Source organism: Pseudomonas sp. S34, from assembly GCF_009866745.1.
In the GTDB taxonomy this organism is placed as follows: Bacteria; Pseudomonadota; Gammaproteobacteria; order Pseudomonadales; family Pseudomonadaceae; genus Aquipseudomonas; species Aquipseudomonas jessenii.
In genome coordinates, this window is the sequence record NZ_CP019398.1 from 3,164,327 (window position 1) to 3,188,376 (window position 24,050).

20 protein-coding genes and 2 pseudogenes are annotated in these 24,050 nt (G+C 54.1%); 10 read left to right on the forward strand and 12 right to left on the reverse strand.

Annotated features, from left to right (window positions below; translation table 11 throughout):
- Positions 1 to 11: 11 nt before the first annotated feature.
- From hutH to PspS34_RS14095, 7 genes are all read right to left on the reverse strand, one after another.
- Positions 12 to 1,544 carry a histidine ammonia-lyase gene (hutH, locus tag PspS34_RS14065; protein WP_159389960.1) on the reverse strand — a complete coding sequence of 511 codons (1,533 nt, stop codon included), beginning with the start codon at positions 1,542 to 1,544 and terminating at the stop codon, positions 12 to 14.
- On the reverse strand, positions 1,541 to 3,232 hold the full coding sequence (gene hutU, locus PspS34_RS14070) for a urocanate hydratase (RefSeq protein ID WP_159389961.1): 1,692 nt from the start codon (positions 3,230 to 3,232) through the stop codon (positions 1,541 to 1,543). The genes hutH and hutU overlap by 4 nt, the downstream gene beginning before the upstream one ends.
- Before the next feature lie 303 nt (positions 3,233 to 3,535).
- A complete protein-coding gene (gene hutC / locus PspS34_RS14075; protein ID WP_275113810.1) occupies positions 3,536 to 4,261 on the reverse strand; it encodes a histidine utilization repressor in 726 nt (241 codons plus the stop codon).
- A 146-nt stretch (positions 4,262 to 4,407) separates the two neighbouring features.
- Positions 4,408 to 5,172 carry an ATP-binding cassette domain-containing protein gene (locus tag PspS34_RS14080; RefSeq protein ID WP_159389962.1) on the reverse strand — a complete coding sequence of 255 codons (765 nt, stop codon included), beginning with the start codon at positions 5,170 to 5,172 and terminating at the stop codon, positions 4,408 to 4,410.
- Positions 5,173 to 5,188: 16 nt separating this feature from the next.
- On the reverse strand, positions 5,189 to 5,899 hold the full coding sequence (locus PspS34_RS14085) for an ABC transporter permease (protein ID WP_149630897.1): 711 nt from the start codon (positions 5,897 to 5,899) through the stop codon (positions 5,189 to 5,191).
- Positions 5,896 to 6,624 carry an ABC transporter permease gene (locus PspS34_RS14090; protein WP_159389963.1) on the reverse strand — a complete coding sequence of 243 codons (729 nt, stop codon included), beginning with the start codon at positions 6,622 to 6,624 and terminating at the stop codon, positions 5,896 to 5,898. The genes PspS34_RS14085 and PspS34_RS14090 overlap by 4 nt, the downstream gene beginning before the upstream one ends.
- A 55-nt stretch (positions 6,625 to 6,679) precedes the next feature.
- On the reverse strand, positions 6,680 to 7,462 hold the full coding sequence (locus PspS34_RS14095; RefSeq protein WP_159389964.1) for a transporter substrate-binding domain-containing protein: 783 nt from the start codon (positions 7,460 to 7,462) through the stop codon (positions 6,680 to 6,682).
- A 353-nt stretch (positions 7,463 to 7,815) separates the two neighbouring features.
- Here PspS34_RS14095 and PspS34_RS14100 point away from each other — a divergent pair.
- Positions 7,816 to 8,199 (forward strand): annotated as a pseudogene (locus tag PspS34_RS14100) (NAD(P)-dependent oxidoreductase); the annotation flags it as partial.
- A gap of 45 nt (positions 8,200 to 8,244) precedes the next feature.
- Here the strand turns inward: PspS34_RS14100 and PspS34_RS14105 are convergent.
- Positions 8,245 to 8,919 (reverse strand): annotated as a pseudogene (locus PspS34_RS14105) (divalent metal cation transporter); the annotation flags it as partial.
- 29 nt (positions 8,920 to 8,948) lie between these two features.
- Between PspS34_RS14105 and PspS34_RS14110 the strand changes: the two are divergent.
- From PspS34_RS14110 to PspS34_RS14120, 3 genes are all read left to right on the forward strand, one after another.
- Complete coding sequence (locus tag PspS34_RS14110; protein WP_238786578.1) at positions 8,949 to 9,341, forward strand: LysR substrate-binding domain-containing protein; 393 nt, start codon at positions 8,949 to 8,951, stop codon at positions 9,339 to 9,341.
- A gap of 221 nt (positions 9,342 to 9,562) precedes the next feature.
- Positions 9,563 to 9,952, forward strand: a complete 390-nt coding sequence (locus tag PspS34_RS14115; RefSeq protein WP_159389966.1) for a DUF2946 domain-containing protein — start codon at positions 9,563 to 9,565, stop codon at positions 9,950 to 9,952.
- Positions 9,953 to 10,148: 196 nt separating this feature from the next.
- A complete protein-coding gene (locus PspS34_RS14120) occupies positions 10,149 to 12,143 on the forward strand; it encodes a TonB-dependent receptor (protein ID WP_238786610.1) in 1,995 nt (664 codons plus the stop codon).
- A 186-nt stretch (positions 12,144 to 12,329) separates the two neighbouring features.
- Here the strand turns inward: PspS34_RS14120 and PspS34_RS14125 are convergent, their stop codons facing one another.
- The gene (locus PspS34_RS14125) at positions 12,330 to 12,611 is read right to left on the reverse strand and encodes a hypothetical protein (protein WP_159389968.1); all 282 of its coding nucleotides are present in this window, start codon (positions 12,609 to 12,611) and stop codon (positions 12,330 to 12,332) included.
- 245 nt (positions 12,612 to 12,856) lie between these two features.
- Between PspS34_RS14125 and PspS34_RS14130 the strand changes: the two genes are divergently transcribed.
- Positions 12,857 to 13,831, forward strand: a complete 975-nt coding sequence (locus PspS34_RS14130) for a helix-turn-helix domain-containing protein (RefSeq protein ID WP_159389969.1) — start codon at positions 12,857 to 12,859, stop codon at positions 13,829 to 13,831.
- Between the two features lie 183 nt (positions 13,832 to 14,014).
- On the opposite strand, the gene PspS34_RS14135 is transcribed toward PspS34_RS14130, so the two are convergent.
- Positions 14,015 to 14,992: an MDR family oxidoreductase gene (locus tag PspS34_RS14135; protein WP_159389970.1), complete on the reverse strand. Its 978-nt coding sequence runs from the start codon at positions 14,990 to 14,992 to the stop codon at positions 14,015 to 14,017.
- Between the two features lie 10 nt (positions 14,993 to 15,002).
- Positions 15,003 to 15,647, reverse strand: coding sequence for a TetR/AcrR family transcriptional regulator (locus PspS34_RS14140; protein WP_159389971.1), 645 nt, complete (start codon positions 15,645 to 15,647; stop codon positions 15,003 to 15,005).
- Positions 15,648 to 16,234: 587 nt separating this feature from the next.
- Here PspS34_RS14140 and PspS34_RS14145 point away from each other — a divergent pair.
- The 3 genes from PspS34_RS14145 to PspS34_RS28815 are packed head-to-tail and all read left to right on the forward strand — an operon-like array spanning position 16,235 to position 21,075.
- Positions 16,235 to 17,629, forward strand: a complete 1,395-nt coding sequence (locus tag PspS34_RS14145; protein WP_159389972.1) for a TIGR00366 family protein — start codon at positions 16,235 to 16,237, stop codon at positions 17,627 to 17,629.
- 24 nt (positions 17,630 to 17,653) lie between these two features.
- Complete coding sequence (locus PspS34_RS14150) at positions 17,654 to 19,156, forward strand: class I adenylate-forming enzyme family protein (protein ID WP_159389973.1); 1,503 nt, start codon at positions 17,654 to 17,656, stop codon at positions 19,154 to 19,156.
- Positions 19,153 to 21,075, forward strand: coding sequence for an acryloyl-CoA reductase (locus PspS34_RS28815; RefSeq protein ID WP_202982156.1), 1,923 nt, complete (start codon positions 19,153 to 19,155; stop codon positions 21,073 to 21,075). Before PspS34_RS14150 ends, PspS34_RS28815 begins: the two co-directional genes overlap by 4 nt.
- 77 nt (positions 21,076 to 21,152) lie before the next feature.
- On the opposite strand, the gene PspS34_RS14160 is transcribed toward PspS34_RS28815, so the two are convergent.
- The gene (locus tag PspS34_RS14160) at positions 21,153 to 22,139 is read right to left on the reverse strand and encodes a helix-turn-helix domain-containing protein (protein ID WP_159389974.1); all 987 of its coding nucleotides are present in this window, start codon (positions 22,137 to 22,139) and stop codon (positions 21,153 to 21,155) included.
- 192 nt (positions 22,140 to 22,331) lie between these two features.
- Between PspS34_RS14160 and PspS34_RS14165 the strand changes: the two genes are divergently transcribed.
- Both PspS34_RS14165 and PspS34_RS14170 read left to right on the forward strand, forming a co-directional pair.
- Positions 22,332 to 23,222: an MBL fold metallo-hydrolase gene (locus PspS34_RS14165; protein ID WP_159389975.1), complete on the forward strand. Its 891-nt coding sequence runs from the start codon at positions 22,332 to 22,334 to the stop codon at positions 23,220 to 23,222.
- A gap of 96 nt (positions 23,223 to 23,318) precedes the next feature.
- Positions 23,319 to 23,864, forward strand: coding sequence for a cysteine hydrolase family protein (locus PspS34_RS14170; RefSeq protein WP_159389976.1), 546 nt, complete (start codon positions 23,319 to 23,321; stop codon positions 23,862 to 23,864).
- Positions 23,865 to 24,050 lie beyond the last annotated feature (186 nt).

Sequence of the window (24,050 nt, forward strand, 5' to 3'; positions counted from 1 at the left end):
CCTCCCCACGATTACAAGCTTGGCAGCAACTTCGGCAACACCAGTTCGTTCAAGCAACGGGAAGCCAACAGCTCGCTCGCCGCGTTGATATCCGGCGCGAAGAAGCGATCTTTCTCGTAGTAGGCCACTTTGCTGCGCAGACTGGTGCGGGCAAGCTCCAGCTTCGCCGAGGTCTTCAGACCTTCGCGCAAGTCTAGGCCCTGGCAGGCAGCTAGCCACTCTACAGCGAGCACGGCACGGGTGTTTTCAGCCATTTCCCACAACCGCTTGCCGGCTGCTGGAGCCATGGACACGTGGTCTTCCTGATTCGCGGAAGTCGGCAGGCTATCTACCGAATGCGGATGCGCCAGTGCCTTGTTCTCACTGGCCAGCGCCGCTGCGGTGACTTGGGAGATCATGAAACCGGAGTTCACGCCGCCATTAGCCACCAGGAACGGCGGCAGTTGCGACATATGCTTGTCCATCATCAGCGAAATGCGACGCTCGCTCAGGGAACCGATTTCAGCGATGGCCAATGCCATGTTGTCAGCAGCCATGGCCACAGGCTCGGCGTGGAAGTTACCACCGGAGATCACATCGCCTTCGGCAGCGAAGACCAACGGGTTGTCGGAGACGGCGTTAGCTTCGACGACCAACACTTCGGCGGCTTGACGGAACTGGGTCAGACACGCGCCCATGACTTGTGGCTGGCAACGCAGGGAGTACGGATCCTGAACCTTGCCGCAGTTCTGGTGCGAGTCAGAGACTTCACTGCGCTCGCCCAGCAAGTCACGGTAAGCGCTAGCGGTGTCGATCTGGCTTTTTTGTCCACGAGCGGCGTGGATGCGAGCGTCGAACGGCGAGCGCGAGCCCAAGACTGCTTCAACTGTCAAACCACCAATGGCCAGTGCGCCAGCGAACAGATCTTCGCCCTCGAACAAACCACGCAATGCGTATGCGGTAGACACCTGCGTGCCGTTGAGCAACGCCAGACCTTCTTTGGCGGCCAGTGTCAGTGGAGTCAGACCGGCGATTTTTAGCGCCTCGGTCGCCTCCAGCCATTCGCCTTTGTAGCGGGCCTTGCCTTCGCCCAGCAGCACCAGCGACATGTGCGCCAAAGGCGCCAGGTCGCCGGATGCGCCGACCGAACCTTTCAATGGAATGTGCGGATAAACCTCGGCGTTGATCAACGCGATCAGCGCTTCGATAACGACGCGGCGAATGCCGGAGAAGCCACGGCTCAGGCTGTTGACCTTGAGCACCATAACCAGTCGGACTAGCGCATCGCTGATCGGCTCGCCAACACCGGCAGCGTGGGACAGAACCAACGAGCGCTGGAGGTTTTCCAGGTCTTCGGTGGCGATGCGGGTCGAGGCCAGCAGGCCGAAACCGGTATTGATACCGTAGGCGGTGCGGTTCTCGGCGAGTATCTGTTCCACGCAGGCAACGCTGGCTTCAATCTGGGCCGAAGCGCTGTTGTCGAGTGTGATTTTCACCGGGTTCTGGTAGACATCACGCAGTTGGGCAAGGCTCAGTTGGCCTGGGATAATGTTGAGTGTGTTCATGCTTTGGCTCCTTTAACAGGGGTGATCATTGGCAGGTTCAAGCCTTGCTCTTTAGCGCAATCTATTGCGATCTGGTAACCCGCATCGGCGTGACGCATTACGCCGGTCGCCGGGTCGTTGTGCAGCACGCGAGCGATACGCTCGGCCGCTTCGTCCGTACCGTCGCAGACAATCACCATGCCCGAGTGCTGCGAAAAACCCATGCCGACGCCGCCGCCGTGGTGCAGGGAAACCCAGGTCGCGCCGCTCGCGGTGTTGAGCAGAGCGTTGAGCAGTGGCCAGTCGGACACAGCGTCGGAACCGTCCTGCATCGATTCGGTTTCCCGGTTAGGGCTGGCGACCGAACCGGAATCGAGGTGGTCGCGACCGATCACGATTGGCGCAGACAATTCACCGCTGCGAACCATTTCGTTGAAGGCCAGACCGAGCTTGGCGCGCAGGCCCAGTCCAACCCAGCAGATACGTGCCGGCAGACCCTGGAAACTAATGCGCTCGCGGGCCATGTCCAGCCAGTTGTGCAGGTGGGCGTCGTCCGGGATCAGCTCTTTGACCTTGGCGTCGGTTTTGTAGATGTCTTGCGGATCACCCGACAGCGCCGCCCAGCGGAACGGGCCGATGCCGCGGCAGAACAGAGGACGGATGTACGCCGGTACGAAGCCTGGGAAGTCGAATGCGTTCTCGACGCCTTCTTCCTGGGCCATCTGACGGATGTTGTTGCCGTAGTCGAAGGTTGGAATACCCATTTTCTGGAATTCGAGCATCGCTTTAACGTGCACGGCCATGGATTGCTTGGCGGCTTTCACCACTGCAGCAGGCTCGGTCTTGGCGCGAGCGCGGTACTCTTCCCAAGTCCAGCCGGCTGGCAGGTAACCGTTGAGCGGGTCGTGGGCGCTGGTCTGGTCGGTGACCATGTCCGGGCGCACGCCGCGCTTGACCAGTTCTGGAAGGATTTCAGCGGCGTTGCCCAGCAGCGCGATGGAAATCGCCTTGCCTTCGGCGGTGTACTTGGCGATGCGGGCCAGAGCGTCGTCGAGGTCAGTAGCCTGCTCGTCGACATAACGGCTGTTCAAACGGAAGTCGATGCTGACCTGCTGGCATTCGATGCTCAGCGAGCAGGCACCGGCCAGTGTTGCGGCCAGGGGCTGAGCGCCGCCCATGCCGCCGAGGCCGGCGGTCAGGACCCAGCGACCTTTCAAGTCATCGTTGTAATGCTGGCGACCGGCTTCGACGAAGGTTTCGTAGGTGCCCTGGACGATGCCCTGGCTGCCGATGTAGATCCAGCTACCGGCGGTCATCTGGCCGTACATGGCCAAGCCTTTGGCGTCGAGTTCGTTGAAGTGTTCCCAGCTCGCCCAGTGCGGCACCAGGTTGGAGTTGGCGATCAGTACGCGCGGGGCATTGGTGTGGGTCTTGAACACGCCGACCGGCTTGCCGGATTGCACCAGCAGGGTCTCGTCGTCGTTCAGGTTGGTCAGGCTTTCGACGATCTTGTCGTAGCACTCCCAGTTACGCGCCGCACGCCCGATACCACCGTAAACCACCAGTTCTTTAGGGTTCTCGGCGACTTCCGGGTCGAGGTTGTTCATCAACATGCGCAGCGGCGCTTCAGTCAGCCAGCTTTTGGCGGTCAGCTTATTACCACGCGCGGCGCGGATTTCGACATTACGGAAATGGGATGGCTTGCTCACCGGTAATCCTCTCGAAATGACTTTCTCAGCCTATTTATTGGTTTAGCGCTACAGATCGCACATAAATATAATCATGTATATACAACCATAATCAAGCAAAATTTTACTCACCTGTAATTTGTCTTTTGTGACCCGTTCATCCAGCGGGGTTGTGCCTATTGCGGATGAAGGGCAAGGCTATTTGAAAAGGTGGTTAAGACAGCGAAGCAATGGAATTCAGCAATTCGACAGTCCTGCGCTGTCGCAGGTTATGGCAGGGAATTGACGCGCGCGACCGCTGAGCGCGACAAGGTCAGCCCCACGTTATGCACCGAATCGCCCCTCCAGACGGTGCCGTGAACCCGGCAGAATCAGGCGCGCAGACGTGACAGACTGATAGCCAGACCAAGTTCGCCGACGAATCAACAAGCACGCCTCATGACGCGTGATCTGCAACAGCCTGCACTCCTCCTCGTCGGCTAGGATCGCCTCGACCACATGCTCACCTTCAGTCAGAAGAGCAACCTTCGAAAGATAGGCATAGGGCGTCTGCATCACGAAACTCTGCCGCAGATAATCCGGAGCCACTGCCGCGTTCACGTAGCGATCCTCCAATTGCACCGCCACATTATTCTCGTAGTGCACGATCAGAGAATGAAACACCCGCTGCCCTTCGCGCATCTCCAGCGACAAGGCGTGGTCAGCGCTAGCCCCCTCCTCGCATAGGAGAATCACCTTGCAGTGGTGGTAATGGTCACGCTCGCTGATTTCATCAGCAATGTTGTTGAGGGCAAATAAAGCCGATTGACCTTTGCGTTCGGCTACGAACGTCCCCACTCCTTGCATGCGCACTAACACACCATCGGCGGTGAGCTCACTAAGAGCGCGACTTATAGTCATGCGACTCAATCCAAGTTCCTGAGCCAGTTCACTTTCCGAAGGGATACGCTCGTGAGCCGACCAGGTGCCACTCAAGATCAATTGGGTGATCATCTGCTTGACTTGTGCATAGAGCGGCGCGGGGGAATCACTGAGCTGATCGACCCGCAAAGGAAAATTCCTGGATTTCTTCGGCACGTGGCTCTCCTCCTCAAACTGGACAGCGGCCTCCTCCCACCGCAAACGCACGACCGAGTGGGCAGAGCGCGTGCGAAGGAGCATCTGAGCGACCGAACAGTCGCTCGAAGGCATTCCGGTTACTTCAGGTTGCCACTGAGGAACTGCTGAAGGCGCTCGCTTTTGGGATTGCCCAGGACATCTTCAGGGCAACCCTGCTCTTCCACGAGACCTTGATGGAGGAACAAAACCTGGTTCGACACCTTGCGCGCGAAGCTCATCTCATGGGTCACCATGATCATGGTTCGGCCTTCTTCGGCCAGCCCCTGGATAACCTTAAGCACCTCGCCCACCAACTCCGGATCCAGTGCCGAAGTCGGCTCGTCGAACAACATGATCTCCGGCTCCATGGCCAGCGCCCGGGCAATAGCAACCCGCTGTTGCTGCCCGCCGGAGAGAAAGGCCGGGTATTGATCGGCGACGCGGGACGGCAAACCTACCTTGTCCAGGTAACGCCGAGCCCGCTCCTCTGCATCCTTCTTACTAACACCCAGTACCCGGCGCGGGGCCATGGTGATGTTGTCGAGCACTGTCATGTGGCTCCACAGGTTAAAATGCTGAAACACCATCGCAAGGCGCGTGCGCAGACGCTGCAGTTCATCTGCGTCGGCCACATGCATGCCGTGGCGGTCATGGATCATGCGAATTGGCTGGTTATCCAGGCCCATGGCACCGTCGTTGGGCGTTTCCAAAAAGTTGATACAACGTAAGAAGGTGCTCTTGCCCGATCCACTGGCGCCGATCAGGCTAATCACATCGCCTGTCTTGGCATTGAGCGAAACGCCCTTGAGCACTTCGTGGTTGCCATAGCTTTTATGCAGGTTTTCAACGGTCAATTTGTACATGTTCAAACATCCTGAATTAATGAGCCGGGCCGAGGAAAGACAGCCAACGGCGTTCAGCCAAACGGAACAGGCCAACCAGAGAGAAAGTGACTGCGAGGTAAATCGCGGCGGCGATACCGAACGACTGGAAAGTCAGGAACGTTGCCGAGTTGGCATCCCGGGCGACCTTGAGAATGTCCGGCACAGTGGCGGTGAACGCTACGGTGGTCGAGTGCAGCATCAGTATCACTTCGTTGCTGTAGTTCGGCAGCGAACGGCGTAGTGCAGACGGCATGATGATGTAGGCATATAGCTTCCAGCCGCGCAGCCCAAAGGCCTTGGCTGCTTCGACTTCACCGTGGTTCATGTTGCGGATCGCCCCGGCGAAAATCTCCGTGGTGTAGGCGCAAGTGTTCAGGGCGAAGGCCAGGATGGTGCAGTTCAATGCATCGCGGAAGAATGCGTCGAGCATGGGCTGGGAACGCACCGCTGCGATGCTGTAAATGCCGGTGTAGCAGATCAGCAGCTGTATATACAGTGGCGTGCCACGGAACAAATAGGTATAGAACTGCACCGGCCAGCGCACCCAAACGCAGGTCGAAACCCTGGCAATCGACAACGGAACCGACATCACGAAACCGAAGAAGAGCGAGGCACTGAGCAGCCACAGCGTCATCGCCAACCCGGTGATGTGGTAGCCATCGTTATAGAGGAAGGGTTTCCAGTATTCCTGCAGTAGCTCGATCATCGCACGGCCTCCCGAGTGCCTGCGGCGTAGAAGATTTCCAGCCGGCGCAAGACGTAGTTCGATGCGGTGGTGATGACCAGATAAATCAAGGCAGCCAGCACCAGGAAAAAGAACAGTTGATAGGAGCTCTTGCCCGCGTCCTGAGCCACCTTGACCAGGTCGGCCAGACCAATGATCGAGACCAGCGCGGTAGCCTTGAGAATGACCATCCAGTTGTTGCCAATACCCGGCAAAGCAAAACGCATCATCTGCGGGAACAGCACGAAGCGGAAACGCTGGGCACGGGTCAGGCCGTAAGCAGTGGCCGCCTCCATCTGGCCACGGGGCACAGCGAGGATCGCGCCACGGAAAGTCTCGGTGAAGTACGCCCCGTAGATAAAGCCTAGAGTTATCACACCGGCACTGAACGGATTGATCTCAATGTAATCCCAGCCCATGGCTGTGGTCAGATTGGTCAACCAGGTTTGCAGGCTGTAGAAGATCAACAGCATCAGAACCAGATCCGGCACTCCACGGATCAGCGTGGTGTAAGCCTGCGCGGGGACGCGAAAGAGTGCCGACCTTGAAAGCTTGGCACTGGCACCGATCAGGCCCAAGACCACGCTTAGCAGCAAGCAAAGGAAGGATAACTTGACAGTCATCCAGGAGCCTTGCAGCAACAGTGGGCCGAAGCCCTTGAGACTGAAGCCTGACAGCCCCAGCATCTGCAATATGTTTTCTAACATTGGGGAGCCCTTCGTAAATCAGGAAAACGCCCATCCGCGAATGGGCGCAGCGTCGTTATTTGCCGCTGTAAATATTCTGATCACCGAAGTGTTTCTTTTGGATGGCCGCGTACGTGCCATTGTCATGCAGCGCCTGTATGCCTTTGTCCACCAGGGTTTTTAGCTCGGCATTGCCTTTGAGCAGACCGATCGCCGTTTTTGCTGGCAGCAGTTCGTGATGGACTGGATTGCTCACTTCAAAGTCGGCGCCTTGCGGGGACTTCAGGAAACCCATTTCAGCTTGCAGCATGTTCTGAATCGAAGCATCGAGGCGACCCGTGACCAGGTCAGCATAAACCTGATCCTGGTTGGCGTAGGCCTGGGTTTTTACCCCGGACTTGTTCAGCACGGCCTTGGCGTAGGCCTCCTCGGTGGTGCCTTGTTCATAGCCCACAGTTTTGCCAGCCAGCGTCGTAATGTCTTCGCTTAGGCCAGAGCCCTTCTTGAACACGAAGGACGTGGGCACCGAAAACAATTCACTGGAGAAATCGATGACTTTTTCCCGCGAAGAAGTCACGGTCATGGCAGAAATTACGCCGTCGAATTTGTTCGCCCTTAGGCCGGGGATCATGCCGTCAAAATCGCTCTCTACCCACTTGCACTTGACCTTGAGTTCAGCGCAAATCGCGTTACCCAGGTCTATATCAAAGCCCATGAGGCTACCGTCGGCGGCTTTGGATTCGAAGGGCGCGTAAGAGGGATCGACACCAAAGCGCAACTCCTTGTACTCCTTGGCGATGGCAGCGCCAGCAGCCACGCAAAGAGCCAATACTGAGAGGGTCAAAATAGATTTTTTCATTGTTTTTATTCCTAATAACCAACAGAAGCGCTTGTGGCGCACGAGTACAGTTATGGAGCACGCGTGTCGTTACACAGAACACACAAAACCTAATTCGCGGATAAACGTGTCGAGACGCCTGGTCGACTCTAACGCGCAAATACATACTTGTACATACAGGAATAGGTAATCAGTCAGAAATTTAACTGACCGACTGCTTTAGGAAGCACGATAGAGGTTTAATGGAGCTTAAATACGGACAATTGAAGCATCTACAACAGGAGCCAGAACCTGACAGTCAACTATCTCTCAGCGCCCCGATCGCCAGTGGGCGGCTTCTGCAGCCGATGAGTGATGTGTACAACACTTTAATCGCAGATCTGATGCAGCTGAGCAGCAACAGTGATGCGCTGATTCTCGCGGCCGCTGCCGACAAGGTTGGAGCCATCATCAATGCCGATGTGCTGCAGGCGCCGGGCGAGGACAGGTCTCTGATCAACGTGGCACGCGGCAAGCTGGTCAATGACGCCGATCTGGTGACGGCCCATGCTGCTGGCGAGATCGTGGGAACGGCGCTAGATGTGTTTGTCGATGAACCGAACGTCACCGAGACTCTGTTTGGTAACGAGAACGTGGTCCTGCAGCCCCATCGCGCGAGTGCGACGCTACAAACCCGCACGCGGATGGGAGAGAAAGTGGTGGCGAGCCTGGTGGACAGTTTCGCTGGGAGACTACCGAAGGGCTCTCTGACTGACTGAACATTGGCCGCCGAGGAGACGTTGAGTACCCTCGGCGGCAGGATGTCAGGTAAACAGATCGACGACCAACAGGAAGGCAACCCACAACGCGAGGCCTGTAGCAAAGAGCAGTGCGAGGTTTTCAAACAGGTTGTTGCGATACTTCTTGTCCAGCAGCTTCGTCTGGTTGGATATGATCAGCAGGCCCAGGGAAATGACTGGCAAGCCAATGATGTTCAACGGGCTGACACCAATGGTCAGGGTCACGAAATCCGGCGTGCCTGGCAGCGACCAAACCAACGGTGTCAAGAGGATGAATAGCATGAACCATTTATGCATCGGATCATGATGAAACTCCTTACCGTATTTTTCGCGACGTTCAGGGCGAACGTGTTGGAAGGCATCGGTAATCAGCATCGGGAACGCGGTGGTCTTGCCTGAAATACTGGCAAACAGTGTCGCGAATACGCCGATGAAGTACTCTTACCAACCGATTGGACCAAAGAAGATTTCCAGCGCCTTGCCCATGTCGCCCAGGGTTTTTACCTCGATGCCATTGGGCCGCAGAATTTCCGCACCGATGATCCAGATAGCCAGGTTGATGACGATCCCGACGAACACCGCAAACAGCAAATCGTTACGTTGAACACGCTTGTGTTGCGGCCCTACCCAGCCCTTTTGGCGCATAACATACGGATGCACGAAGTTCGCGATGGAGCCTGCGACCGCGCCGATAACCGATGCGCCTGTTCTCACATGACCTTGTGTGCATGGTCAGGGCCGGACATCCACTCAAAAGCAAACGCCTGTCACTGCAGGCATTTTGCGAAGCAGAGCACTTGCAGGTAAGGGACGGCAGTCGAAGTCAGGAAATGTTCGAGGCGTATCTGACAGAGCAGCAAGTGCAGCGCAAGATTGCGCTACAGATCTCGCATTACATGAGTGTTCCAGCGATTATCGAACACTCAGATCTGGTGGTGGTATTACCGCGCACCGTCGCCAGCTTGTACGCCAATGAGGCCAAGGTGCGCTCCACGGAGGCGCCGCTAGAGCTTCCCACTTATGACCTCAAGCAATACTGGCATGGGCGTTTACATCACTCTGCGGTGAATGTATGGCTGCGCCATGTGGTTGCAGACATATTCGTCTCGTCCTCCAGCTGATCATGAGTGAAAAGCGGGCCTCGACCTAAGTGTCTTGCCCTCAATCGATGACTGACGACCGCACGGCGAGACCATAGGGATTCAGAACTGCAACGTACTGTCTCGTCAAAATCAGTAACGTGTGCGACAACTTGTCCGCGGCAATATGGCGCATTTGCGACGCTTTTACATCGTTACCGATTCCGGCTAAATGCCATCCCCACTTTGCGGCGATTTCATTAATGAGTTCGTTGACACGCATCAGCCCCTGGATTGCGTGCCTGGCCGTCTTGCTTAACCTGTTCGCCATGCCGCTGAGTAGTGCGATGCAGACGTCAGACGTACGCCTGATACTTTGGGGTGGGTTCTGTTCAGGTGGGAACTCGAGTGCCCTGCCTAAAGACCTGGGCAAGGTGATTGACGCCTTGCAGAAGCCCCAGTCGAAATCTGTCATGCAACACGGCGCCTGCTGCTGTGGTCATGCAGGATCAGCAGCATTGCCCTCCAATTACTACCGGCATTTCCTGCCGCAGTACACACCCGACACCGCTCTCGAAAGTCCTGAACTACCCACGCTGCACCCAAGGATTCGTTGGCCCAGTCTAAGTCCACGCGCTTCTCCCTTCGCTTGATCACAACACCGCTGACATCTTGCGGTGCTGCCATCTTTAAATCCATTTAGCGGCCTGCGATGGACGCTAAACGCCCTTAAAGTTTCTTGATCATCAGGAAGTGCGTGCTATGCCTGCTCCATTTACTTTGCGTCATGCAAAGCGTTTGTCTGTGTCCCGTTCCATGTGGCCGATGATGTCGGCTGGTCTATTCGCAATGAGCCCCTTGTGCTCTGCGCTGGCCGACGTTGCCAAAGTTGAAGACTCGACTTTGATCCTCGGTACGGTAAATGTTCAGGGTGCGGCCAGTGGCCCATTAAGCGCCAGCAGCGTACTCAGCTCGGTGGATATTCTAGGGGGAGGTATCCTGGAAAAGATGCCGGTCAATTACAGCTGGGAGCTGTTCAGCCGTGCACCGGGGGTGATGCTGACTGAGTTCAATCAGGGCACCACCTCCGGCAAAATTTCCTTTCGAGGCTTCAACGGCGAAGGAGAAGTGAATGCTGTCAAATTGCTGATCGATGGAATCCCAAGCAACAGCAACGACGGCAACATGCCGTACATGGACATGATTTTTCCCATGGAGCTGGACAGCATCGAGATTGTGCGCGGCACCAGTGATGCTCGCTACGGACTCAATAATATTGCCGGCAACGTGAATATGCTGACTCGTACAGGAGGTGAGTACACCAAAGCGCGAGTTCGTTACGGCAGCTTCAACACGCAAGAGACACAACTGACCAAGGGCATCGAAAGTAGCAACTGGACTCAGAACTACTTCTTCGTCTACCAAAAATCCGATGGCTATCGCGACCACTCCGAAGCCAATAGATTTTCGATGTCTGGCAAGTTGTTCTATACCCCGGACGACGACAGTTACCGCATTGGCCTTATCGCGCGGCACTACGAAACCGAGGCTCAAGAGCCCGGCTATTTGACTGAAGACGATGCCCGTCATCATCCGCGCATGACCAACAGCTACAACGCTACGGGCAAAGGCACTCGGCGTATGAATCAAGTTAGTCTGCATTTCGATACGGACTTGAATGAGGACCTCGTCTGGTCGGCGAAGACCTACGTCAACACCTTCGACGATCGACGCTGGACACAGTATTGGCGCATCAGCGCCCAGCAGGAACGCGATGCCTATGAAACCCAATACGGCGCCCTCTCCTCCCTGACATGGCGACCGGAGGTCAGCTGGTTGTATGACTTCGCACTGGAAGGCGGAGCAGACGTCCAACAGCAGCAGAACACGAGCGAGCGCTATCGCACCAAAGACCGTGCGCGCCTGGCAGCGACCCGCGACCAGCAGTTCGATTTCGATACCTACGGCGCTTACGTTCAGGCAGAAATCAAACCTTTCGAGTCGCTGAAGATCGTACCGGCCTACCGGGTCGACAAGATTCAGGGCGACTTCACCAATGAACTCACCGACACGGACTACGACATCAACGACTACGGTCCGATCAAGCAGCCGAAGATTAGCGTTGTCTATTCCCCATGGGACGTCGCCAGCTTCTACGCGAACTGGGGACGTACCTTTCAAGTGGGCGCTGGTGCCGCGGCTTATAAAATTCCGCCCAGGGATACCGATTTGGCAGCTTCGATAAACGAAGGCTGGGAAACCGGGATCAAGTTCACGCCGGCTGACTGGATAGATGGACGTGTTGCCTATTGGCAGCAAGAGGCCTCAGGGGAAGTCAGTCGCAGGCTGAACGACCCGAGCGGCGAGTCCGATAACGTGGGGGAAACCCGGCGGTGGGGTTATGACTTGCAGATGAACCTGCACCCTAACGACCGCACTGACCTATGGATGGCCTACTCGTGGCAGTATTCGAAAATACTCCAGCCGAGTGCCACGCTGCCCAACAGCAAAGGTCAGGAAATCGATCACATTCCGCATCACCTTTACAACGCCGGCATCAGCTATGACGCTACACCTGCGTTAAAGCTGACTGCCTGGATGAACGGCCAGACAAACTATTACCTGGAGCGGGAGAACACGAAGGGAACTTATGGCGGTTACGTCCTGATGAACCTTGGTACTACGTACAAGGTGACGCAGGCAGTGAGCGTCGACCTGCAGCTGAAAAACCTCATCAACCGATATTATGAATACGTCTGGTACGACCCGGACGGTGCCCAGGTATCCCTGCATTCCCCAGGTGATGGCCGCGCGCTTTACGCCGGAGTGACTGTGGACTTCTGATTCAGATATTGCTGAGGCCATTTTGGTCTCAGCAGTTTTTTTTGGGGGGGTGAGGTGGCGTACCAATCGTCACCCATCATCTCAGATGACAAAGGAGGTAGGTATTTTGCGGCTTTTGAGATAGTTGGGAAGTAATACATATTGCCTGTCACTGTTCTAACTACTGAACCAGGACATCAACGGGCCTCATTCACTGTCGCACTTAAACACAATTTTACGCGATTTCGAAACTACTAAGCCTATTAGATCTTGAAGTTGACAGGACAAGAAATGAGCGTGCATTGCTTGGTGGTCGTGCCACAAACATTCGATGACCCAGCTATTTGTCTCAGCCACCCTTTTCAACTCACACTTGGCGACACCCAAAGCGTTGCGTTCGACCAATCCAAGGATGTTGGAGATCTTGCGCTCAAAATCATCATCCATACTAACTTCAAATCCCATAGCGCTTTTCATAAGACCAGACATCGAATTGACTCCAAGCTAAAGCCGTTGATTAAGCTGCGCTATCTACCAAGGCAGGACAAAAGGATGCTTAAGTATTGCTTTAGTCGATGCCAAGAAGCTCCTGTGTGCCATTGTGCTCTCGTACAGCTATTCAGATTAAAATCACAATAGACCATAATTGACAAAAAAAAATGCCAAAACGTTGACGATTTCTGCCAAAATCAGCGAAATCCAAGCGGCGCTCTCTTAGGATGGAGTAGCTCTAAATGCCAGTTAAATCTATACAGTTCATTACCTACCCTGAAGTTAGCCTGCTCGATCTGGCCGGCCCCCTGGATGTATTTATTGCTGCTAACTATTTTGCACCCCCTAATCATCCGCCATACTCCCTATCAATCCTCGCGTTAAATCCAACAACGGAAGTACTCTCTAACGTCTCGTTAAGCGCTGAGGTTTTGGTAGATAAAACACCGGCTGCGCATACACTTATCGTTCCAGGTGGGCCTGGGATACATAAGTTTTGTGATGATCCAAAATTTTTTACAAACTTCGTGAATCACGCCGAAAAAGCCAAGCGTCTGGTTTCCGTCTGCACAGGGATATTTGCGCTAGCGACGGCGGGGAAGTTAAACGGGCGCAACGTGACGACCCATTGGTCGGCCTATGACAAGTTGGAACTTGACTTCCCTTCCATAAATGTAAGGCGCGGGCCTATATTCATTAACGATGGCGACTTATGGACTTCGGCAGGAGTCACTTCGGGTATCGACTTGGCTCTCGCAATGGTTGAAGCTGACTTGGGGCACTCTGCTGCGCTCGAAGTTGCACGGCACTTGGTTGTTTTTCTCAAGCGTCCCGGGGATCAAAATCAGTTCAGCTCGTCATTAACACTACAATCAAAAAGCAGTCAATTCTCGGACCTTCACGCTTGGCTAAACAACAACCTTGGTGGCGATCTATCGGTTTCTTCGTTAGCAAATTTCATGAACATGAGTGAAAGAACATTTGCGCGTAAATACAGTGAAATCACAGGTTTTACGCCGAGAAAGATGGTCGAACAGCTCCGCTTGGAAGCTGCCCGCCATTTGCTAGCCACTTCAAACTCCCCGCTTAAAACAGTGGCCCAAAAATGCGGCCTGGGTAACGAATCAACCTTTATCCGTAGCTTTATAAAAAACTATGCCGTCAAACCCAGCGAGTATCGAGCACGCTTCAAGCCAAGTCAGGAAACAGAACTCTAAAGAGCTTAAGAGCACGGACTGATCTGACATTAGACAGGCAGGGTTTTAACTTCATATTATCATTGAACTTTCACGCCTCACGACATTAAGCCGTTTGTGAGGTCCGGGATATGAACGCGCAACTAAAATGCGCAGTATGTGATCGTGGACCAAGTCGGAATGGGTCACACGGGCAAGCGTAGATCAGACCTCCACGACAATGCGCCCTCGCACTTCACCTGCAAGCAGCTCTTGCGCTAGTTGGCCGATTTGCGTGAGGCTAACCTTGCGCGTAATTTGCTTGAGTTGCTCAGGGTCAACAAGCTGTGCAAGTCGGTCCCAAGCCTTGATTCGTTTTTCACGCGAGAGCATGACACTGTCGATGCCAACGAGGGTAACACCCCGTAAAATGAATGGCGCCACAGTCGCTGGGAAGTCCATACCCTGAGCTAGGCCGCATGCAGCGACGACCCCGCCGTACTGAGTGGAGGCGCAGGCATTGACAAGGGTATGGCTTCCAACGGAATCGACCACTCCTATCCAACGCTCCTTCGCCAACGGTTTCCCTGGGCTACTCAGTTCATTGCGATCAATGATTTCAGAGGCCCCGAGAGCCTTAAGGTATCTGAATTCTTGCGGTCGACCTGTACTGGCCACGACTTCGTATCCGAGCTTGTTCAGCAGTGCGATGGCAAAACTACCTACGCCGCCATTTGCCCCAGTCACAAGAACAGGACCGCTGCTGGGTGTAACGCCGTTACGTTCCAGAGCGATTACACAGAGCATCGCGGTGTAGCCTGCAGTACCAATAGCCATTGCCTGTTCGGCAGTAATCCCAGACGGAATCGGGATCAACCAATCGCCATTGACCCGTGCACGAGAAGCCAAGCCACCCCAATGTGTTTCGCCCACCCCCCACCCATTGAGTAAGACCAAATCGCCTGGTGCGTAATTGGGGTTGTCGCTTTGCTCCACAATGCCGGCAAAATCAATCCCCGGCACCATCGGAAACTTGCGCACAACCGGTCCTCTGCCAGTGATGGCCATAGCATCCTTATAATTTAGGGTGCTGTATTGAACCTTAACGGTGACGTCGCCAGCCGGCAACGAATTATCATCAAGGTCCTGCAGCGTCGCCGTATAGCCCGCATCATCTTTGTTTACGAGCAATGCTTTAAACATTACAACCTCCTTAGGACCGAACTTGAACCAGGGAAAAAAATGCGTCGCGAGCCAAGTCCAGAGCAGCTCGAGACTTATCGAGCTTGGTGTACAGCACCGCACCTTCCCAAGCATTCCAGAAGAACTTGCTGAGTGCCGCCGTATCAGCGTTTGGACTGATTTCGCCAACCTGTTTAGCTTCGTCCAGACAGTCCTGGATCTTCTTGCACCAGCTATTGATAACGTCTCGAAGGACAACTCGATAGTTCTCATCGAGTGCCGCCAGCTCCTGACCTAGGTTGCCCACAAGACAACCTCGCTTGAAGTCGTACTTCGCCAGCCCCTCACCTGCGTCCTCCGTCCAGCTACGAATACGATTCAAAGGTGACTGCTCGTGGTTGTACAGGTGCTTGTCGAGCTTTCTAATGAAATAGTTCGAGTACGCTTCGATCACCGCTATTGTGTAAATGTCTTTGCTTTTGAAGTAGTAGTAGAACGAACCCTTCGGTACACCTGCGATCTTGACGATCTCGTCCAAAGGAGTGTTGTAAAAGCCTTTCTCAGTAAGAATCGCTACACCAATTCGAATGAGTTCCGCACGTTTTCCCGTATTTCGTTGTTTTTGCTCATCTGGAGAAGCGGCGGTGCTTGAAGCGGAGTCTGGTAGATTAGTCATAGAGGGATTTTCCATCCTGGCTTGCGGGATAATAGTGGGCGCATTGCTATCTGGCCGAGTAGAAAACCTTCTAGCAATCGCCAACGAAGGTTGGCTGCCATAAATTCATAAAGGCCAGTTGTAACGAATATTGCACAGGCAGAAATCCCCACGTAACGAGAAGTCCGCCCCCCAACCAAACACCCAACCGCGCCAGCGTCGATATCCAAAGCGCTGGGACTCCGCGCACGCTGCACCTCAGGCATCACGCTGTCGGCACTGAACCATAGAGGCGCACCAAACCGCGGTGCCAGAGCAATCGTCCGGACTGCTTTGCTCGCCCTTGACGATGAGGCGCTAGTGGGTACAAAAGTTTGCGTTTCCAAATTCAGGGCCGCTTATTTTTGACGTGATCGAGAGCGTTCCCACCGAAACCAGTGCCCTCTGTTGCCTCTACTTTAGTCAAAACGCGCTGATAGTCAACCAGTCAACTATCCTCCAAAAGGTACTAGACAACCAGTCAACTACTGACTATATCTTAATCGCCGGACTGATCAGCACCGCAAAAACAACAATAAAAATTGGCCTCATGGCCAGTGGAGGCTCTTATGCCCAAGTCAAATCTGAGCGCGACCAATGCAAGGTCCACCGTGTTGTTTTCTGTTGGAGTGAAGCGTTTCACTCGGTTATGCGTCTTGATTGTCGAAAAAGCGGTTCCTGACCCATTCGTAATCGCCATTCTTCTCACCCTTCTAACCGCCCTACTCGCGTTCCTTTTTGCTCCAGCCGCTTCAGCACCGCAGGTAGTGACAAGCTGGTACGACGGTGTATTCAAGATCTCAAGCTTCGCCTTTCTGGTTGCACTTACGCTGGTGACAGGCCATGCGCTCTCAACCTCACGGCCCATCGCCAGATTGTTGAAGTACTTCGCGTCTTTACCGAAGACTGCGGCGGGCGCGATGACCTTGACCTTCTTTGTGTCGATGGCAGCGGGACTTCTCAACTGGGCAGTCGGATTGGTCGTGGCAGGGCTGTTCGCACGGGAGGTGGCGAAACGCGTTCACGTCGATTTTGCCTGGCTGGTGGCGGCGTCCTACGCCGGCTGGTCATTCTACGTATGCGGTATATCCAGCTCGATTGCTCTGGTCAGCGCTACTTCGGGATCACCAATGAACATCATTGAGTCGGTCACCGGCAAGGTGCTTCCCATGAGCGAGTTCCTGACCTCACCTTTGAATTTTGTCCCTCTGCTGCTGCTGGCAATTCTACTTCCGATGATCCTTCGGATGATGATGCCGACTCCAGACCAAACCGTTGCAGCTGATCCTCAGCGATTGATCGAAGAGGATACTGTTGTGCCAGAAACGCGCCCTGACACCTTAGCCGGACGCCTGGATCATGGGTTCTGGATAAGCATGATTCTTATCGCGGCAGGTGTCGGTTATATCGGCGTGAAGCTAGCTGAAGGTGCTTTCAAAATGGATCTGAACATGCTGGTTCTGGTGTTCTTACTTTCCGGCATGGCCTTGCATAGAACCCCGAAAGCCTACCTGCGAGCCATCGAAAATGCGGCACGCATCGCTGGGCCGATTCTCCTGCAGTTCCCGCTGTATGGCGGGATCATGGGAATCATGTCCGCAACAGGGCTCGCTGACGTGATTTCAAAATGGTTCATCACTTTCTCGACTACCGAGACCCTGCCCTTCTGGTCATATGCTTCTTCGGTACTGATTAGCCTCTTCGTACCGAGTGCTGGCGGCCACTGGATAGTCCAGGCGCCTTTTGTCGTTCCGGCTGCAGAGCACCTGGGTGTCCACCAATCAGCCGTCGCCATAGCCGTAGCTCTGGGTGAAGGTGCAGCCAATATGATCCAGCCGATGTGGGTCATCCCATTGCTAGCCATTGCAAGGGTAGGAATGGGGCGGGTCATGGGCTTCACCGTCGTCATCTTCTTAGCAATGTTCGCCGTGTCGGGGACGTGCATGCTGTTGCTAAGCCTCTGAACTGTAAACGGAGACAATAATAAAATGAATTCATCTCTGAACCTGGGCGACCTAATAACTACAGCCTGTAATCGAGAGCCTCGGTCTATCGCTATCGACGCAGACGATTGCGTCGTCAGTCGAGCAGAACTGTTCGAACAGGCAGGAATCGTAAAATCAGCATTGTTAGCCGCAGGCGCAACGGCGAACGAACCTGTTCACGTTCGTGTCTCAAACTTGCCAAGTGATTTTTCGGCAGTACTGGGCATCTGGCTTGCCGGCTGCGTCGCAGTGCCCATCCACCGTACTACTCCGTTACCCGCATGCGATGCAATGCAAGAAAAGACAAAGGCACGGTTTCAGATAAACATCACAGACTCTTCCGTTTCGGGTGAGGACTTACTGACAAGCTTGTGTATCGATGCTCCCGAGTTTCGTCCGCAGCTGGATGGCGCCGCATTCGTATTGTTCACGTCCGGATCTACCGGCAGCCCCAAAGGCGTAATCATCGGTCACCACGCTTTTGCTATGAAGCTGATGGCGATAGATGCCATGACGCATTTCAAATCCGCAGAACGAACGCTTCTTGTGTTGAACATCACGTTTGTATTCGGGATCTGGATGTCGCTACTCACCCTCATCAGCGGCGGCACGCTAGTAATCACCAAAAAGCTCGGATCGGCAGAGCTTTTAGATCGGCTTCAAGAACACCCTATCGATCGTGTAGGAGTGGTTCCCACCATGCTGCGAGGCATATTGGCACTTGTTACCCAGGGACATGGCATGAAGCCCTGCGCCCGTCTGCGCCAGATCTTCACTGGCGGAGAGCAATTGAGTGAGCTCCTCGCCGACCAGGTCGAGGCCGTTTTTCCAAATGCCGACCTGATCAACATTTACGGCCTGACCGAAACGCTCAGTTGCGACTTCTTCCAGTTGCCAAATTTTAGGCGTATCAAGCCGTTTGCCCTGGGACTTCCGGCAAGCGGAGTGAGCTACCGTATCGTCGACGAACTCGGCCTACCTGTGAAACCAGGCCAACAGGGCGAACTACAGATCCGTAGCCCCTACCTCATGACCGGATATCTTGACGACCCTGATTTGACAGTCGCGGCCCACAGCGACGGGTTTTTCAGAACAGGGGATTTAGCGTTCATTAATTCCGAAGGCGATGTTCAATTCCGAGGCCGTCAGAAAGAGATCATCGTTCGTGGAGGAAACAAAGTCACACCGATGGAAATTGAACAAGCAGTGCTCATGTTCCCAGGTATCACTACTGCAATGGCAACTGGCGTCGAGGACGCGATGCTCGGCGAAAAGATCCACGTTCTGATCGTTCCCTCTCTCCCCTCGTCAGTGGACTTTGAACGTCTACAGGATTTCCTCATGGAGAAGCTGGAGAAGTACAAAGTTCCGGACGTTTTCTACACGGCAGAGTGCTTACCACTGGGGCGCACAGGCAAAGCCGATAGACGCGAATTGAAAATGATGATCGTCGGCGGAACGTTGACTCCAGCCTCGATCAAACAAAGTGGGAGAACAGTGGCATGAATAATTTTACAACCCTGAGCTACGAAGTGGATGGTGGTATCGGGCAACTGATGCTTGATCGTCCTGAAAGACTCAATGCGCTGGGCAAGATGGCGCTGGAGGAGATCAATCTTGCCATGGACTTAGCTGAGGAAGATCCTTCAGTAAAGGCCATTGTCATCAGCGGAAAAGGCAAAGCGTTCTCCTCCGGATTCGACCTCAAAGAACAAATGAACAATCGCCCGGAAGGAGCAGCTGCGTGGCGCGAAATTCTGGCGAGGGATTTCTCCACCACCATGCGATTCTGGGATTGCCCTAAGCCCACAATCGCTGCGGTACATGGATCTTGCCTGGCGGGGGCATTTGAAATAGCGCTCGCATGTGACATCACCATCGCTTCCGAGGACGCCACCTTCGGCGAACCTGAACTGAAGTTCGGAGCAGGTATTGTGACAATGCTGCTGCCTTGGATGATTGGAACCAAGCACGCTAAAGAAATCATCCTTTGCGGCATTGATAATATCCCTGCGGAAGAAGCCAGGCGTCTAGGGATGGTCAATAGAGTTGTACCGATCGGAAAGCACTTGGAGGAGGCCATAAAAGTCGCACAGACCATTGCTGTGATGGATCCTGAATTGATGAAGTTAACCAAGATAGCGATCAATCAGAGTGTCGAGGCAATGGGACTCAAAGGAGCCCTTCAACGGGCGCTTGATATAGACCACGCTATCGAATCGAAGGGTTCGCCAGACAAACGAGCTTTTATGGATATTGCACGTGAGGATGGACTGAAAGCGGCCTTGGTCTGGCGGGATCAACGATTTCAATCCCCTCACAAGTCTTTGCTCAAAAACAGCTCGGTGGCTGACTCTTTGGGCACTGCTAATGAGACGTTTCAGGCACTGGTTTTAAGAAAAGAAGCTGACGGATTCAACGCAAATCTCGAGCAGATAACGTTCGCAGATCTGCCGGACGAAGACACGCTGGTGCAACTTGAATATTCGACTCTGAACTACAAGGATGCGCTGGCCATTACGGGCAGTGGACCGATCGTGAAGAGTTGGCCTATGGTGCCCGGCATCGACTTCGCTGGTACGGTCGTGGAGACGTCCCATCCTCGTCTTAAGCCTGGGCAGAGAGTAGTTCTAACGGGCTGGGGCGTGGGTGAGAAATACTGGGGTGGTCATAGTCAATACCAAAGGGTCAAGGGTGATTGGCTGGTCCCCCTTCCTGAAAATCTCAGCAGCAAGCAGGCGATGATGTTCGGAACTGCCGGCCTGACCGCAATGTTATGTGTTAACGCTTTACGCGATGCCGGCGTGAAACCAGAGTCTGGACCTGTCTTGGTGACCGGAGCGGCGGGTGGTGTTGGCAGCGTTGCCATAGCGATTCTTACCCATCTTGGCTATTCGGTCACAGCGCTGATCAATACCCCCGAAAAAATGGATTATGTTCGCAGGCTTGGTGCCATAGCAGTCATTGACAATGCTAACTGGGCGGATGAGCGCAAGGCATTGGAATCACAGTGCTGGGCGGGAGCTATTGATGCAGTCGGATCCGGAGTGCTAGCCCGCGTACTGTCACAGATGAACTATGGGGGCGTTGTTGCTGCTTGTGGATTGGCTGGGGGGGCGGACTTACCGACTTCAGTAATGCCATTTATCTTGCGAGGCGTGCGCTTGATCGGAATAGACTCTGTCTCGATCAACTACGAGACCCGACTGAAAGCCTGGGCAGATGCAGTCGAATCGATGCCAACGCCATTGCTCAATTTGATCAGCGCAAAGGTGGTTCCCCTGCTGAATCTCAAAACGTCGGCAGAAGAAATGCTGGCTGGAAAGCTGGTCGGGCGTATCGTCATTGATGTGAATGCCCGATCGAATGAGGGCCAGGAAGCAACAAAAACGCCACGCTCAATCTTGGCTGCTGTAAAAGGCTGAACCCTGCGTTAACGAAGCCCAGGCACCCAACCTGGGCTTTCGTTTTTTTGCCAAGACCTGCGTGAAATCCCACACCGCTAATTGCCGCTCACTTTTCGACTCAGGGTAATTTGGCGAGAAAACGTACGCCGATATTCAGAAGGCGACGTGCCGAGGTGAACCCCGAATTGTAGCCTCAACGACAAGGGCGTCCCAAAACCTGCCTCGCCCGCAATACATTCGATAGGAAGGTCTGTGGTTTCCAACAGCTGTTGCGCTCTGACGACGCGCTGAGCATTCAACCATTTTGAAACGGTACTGCCCGTCGCTTCCTTGAATCGCCGGGTAAATGTACGCCTGCTCATTTTGGCCATGTCCGCCAGCACGTCGAGCGAAAGATCACTGGCAAGGTTTACTCGGGCCCACGCCAGTACATCAGACAAATGCGTCTCGCTGGACAGTTGCGGCACAGGATGCTCAACGTATTGAGCTTGCCTACCTTGCCGATGAGGCGGCGTCACCAGCATCTTCGCGGTGCGATTCGCAACGTCAGCACCAAGTCGCTCGCGTACCAAATGAAGGCAGCAATCGATTGCCGCCACAGTTCCCGCAGAGGTCATGATATTTCCAGCACTGACGTAGAGCACCTCGGGCTTGAAACGAACCTCAGGGAAACGTTGCGCGAACTCTTCTCGTGCTGCCCAATGAGTGGTTGCTTCTTTCCCATTAAGCAGCCCGGCATCTCCAAGCACAAACGCGCCTAAGCATAGCCCTACTATGAGCTTACCTTCGCAGTTCGCGGCCTGTAGCGCTTTCACGAGTTGTGCAGATGCGGTGATCAGTTGATCCCCCCAGGCGGGAATAACGATTACATCAGATGCTTCCATCAGCTCCAGGCCATTAACAACCGCTAAGTCGATGCCTTGGTCGCAAGTCACCATTCCCGGCATCTCCGCGCAGTAGCTGACCTCGTATTGAGGTTCACCAGGTGCAGAATGAGCCGTACCCAACACCATTCCAGGCACGGAAAGATGGAACAGACTTACGCCATTAAAAGCCAGAACAGCAACACGTATGGATTGCATCAGATAGCCTCGGGTTGCCGGTTGACCGTTTCATAGGATCGCTTTTGCAGAGTGGACGCTTGCTCTAGGCCTCTCTCATACCTACGCTGATCGACTGGCCTGATTATATCGAAATATGTCATTCAGGCCACTGTTGCGATGTAGAGCACTCGGGAAGAATGCTCTTCTCGATGTATTAACAGGATCAATCCCATGAATTTCAGAACGCTTCCTCTTGCCCTCAGCCTCGCTTGCGCTGCTACCAGCACATGGGTATTCGCGGATACAAATGTCTCGTCCGCACCGACCGCAGCCCACAAAGTGGACTTGCAGCAAATTCGTAATGCAACGGTGAAAATCACCTATGGCGACACGACGTTCCTCGTCGATCCGATGCTCGCGAAAAAAGGAACCTACCCTGGATTTGAAAATACTTACCGAAGCAACCTCCGTAACCCAATGGTCGATCTCACTGAATCACCTGCCGAGGTAATCGCTGGCGTAGACGCCGTCATCCTCACACACACGCATCTTGACCACTGGGACGATGCCGCGCAGAAAGCGCTACCTAAAGACATTCCGCTGTTCACTCAAGATGAGGAAGACGCGAAACTGGTTCGCTCCCAAGGCTTCAAGAATGTGCGCGTACTGACTGACGAAGTTGAGTTTGGCGGAGTCAAAATCACTAAGGCCGGTGGCCAGCACGGCACAGACGAGATGTATGCCGTGCCCCCCCTCGCGAAACTTTTGGGCGAGGCCATGGGCGTTGTGTTCCAAGCCCCAGGCTACAAAACTCTCTACCTTGCCGGTGACACTATCTGGCGTAAAGAGGTAGACCAGACCATTGAAAAATATCATCCCGAAGTCATCGTACTCAACACTGGGAAAGCGAAGGTGAATGGGTTCGATAGCGCAATCATCATGGGTGAGGACGACGTCCTACACGCATCCCAAGCCGCAAAAAACGCGAAAATAGTCGCCGTGCATATGAATGCAATCAACCATACGTCCCTAACACGTGAAGCGCTCCGCACCTACGTTAAGAAGCAAGGTATCGAGAGTCGCGTGGATATTCCGGAAGACGGCGCTTCCCTGGAGTTCTGACTTAAACCTTTCTGAGTCGGCGTAAAGACAGGTTCTTTACTCCCCGATCTCAGATTTAACCTCCATATCATTGGATAAATCGACCGGAGATCGTTCATGAAACGAGGTCTTGTAGTAGTTGATCTGCAAAACGAATACCTGCCCACTGGCAAATTGCCGTTGACCGGAATAGAAGCGGCTGTCGCGAATGCCATCCGAGTAATCAGCCACTCGCGCGAAACAGGTATCCCAGTTTTTCACATACGGCATGAGTCGGATAATGAAGGCGCTCCAATTTTCATTAAGGGATCTACCGGCGCGGAAATCCAACCAGCTGTAGCACCTAAAGGTGACGAGTGCGTGATTGTGAAAAAGCACATCAACGCCTTCAAGGAAACTGATCTCAAAGAACAGTTGAATGCTGCTGATATCCAGGAGGTCGTGGTCATAGGTGCAATGAGCCACATGTGCATCGACGCCGTAGTACGCGCTGCAGCAGACATGGGCTATCCCGTTACCGTGCTGCATGATGCCTGCGCCACCTTGGATCTGACGTTTCACGGCGCGACTGTTCCTGCTGCTCAAGCGCATGCAACGGTGATGGCCGCATTTGAGTTCGGCTATGCGACCGTTAAATCAGTAGACGAATACCTGTCGGCGTAAGCGGCTTATTTTTAGTCGGGGAGCCCTAATCGCCCGCCGTAGGCCAGCTCCAGTTCGGCAAAGGAATAGGTGCTTTTAGGGCAAGGCCAATGCCAAAAATTAGGTCATTGTCAGCTACACCATGAGAGCCCGGCGTGACAAAGCCGGGTCATCTGGAGGGAGGACTCAATGCGACCTACTTTTTCG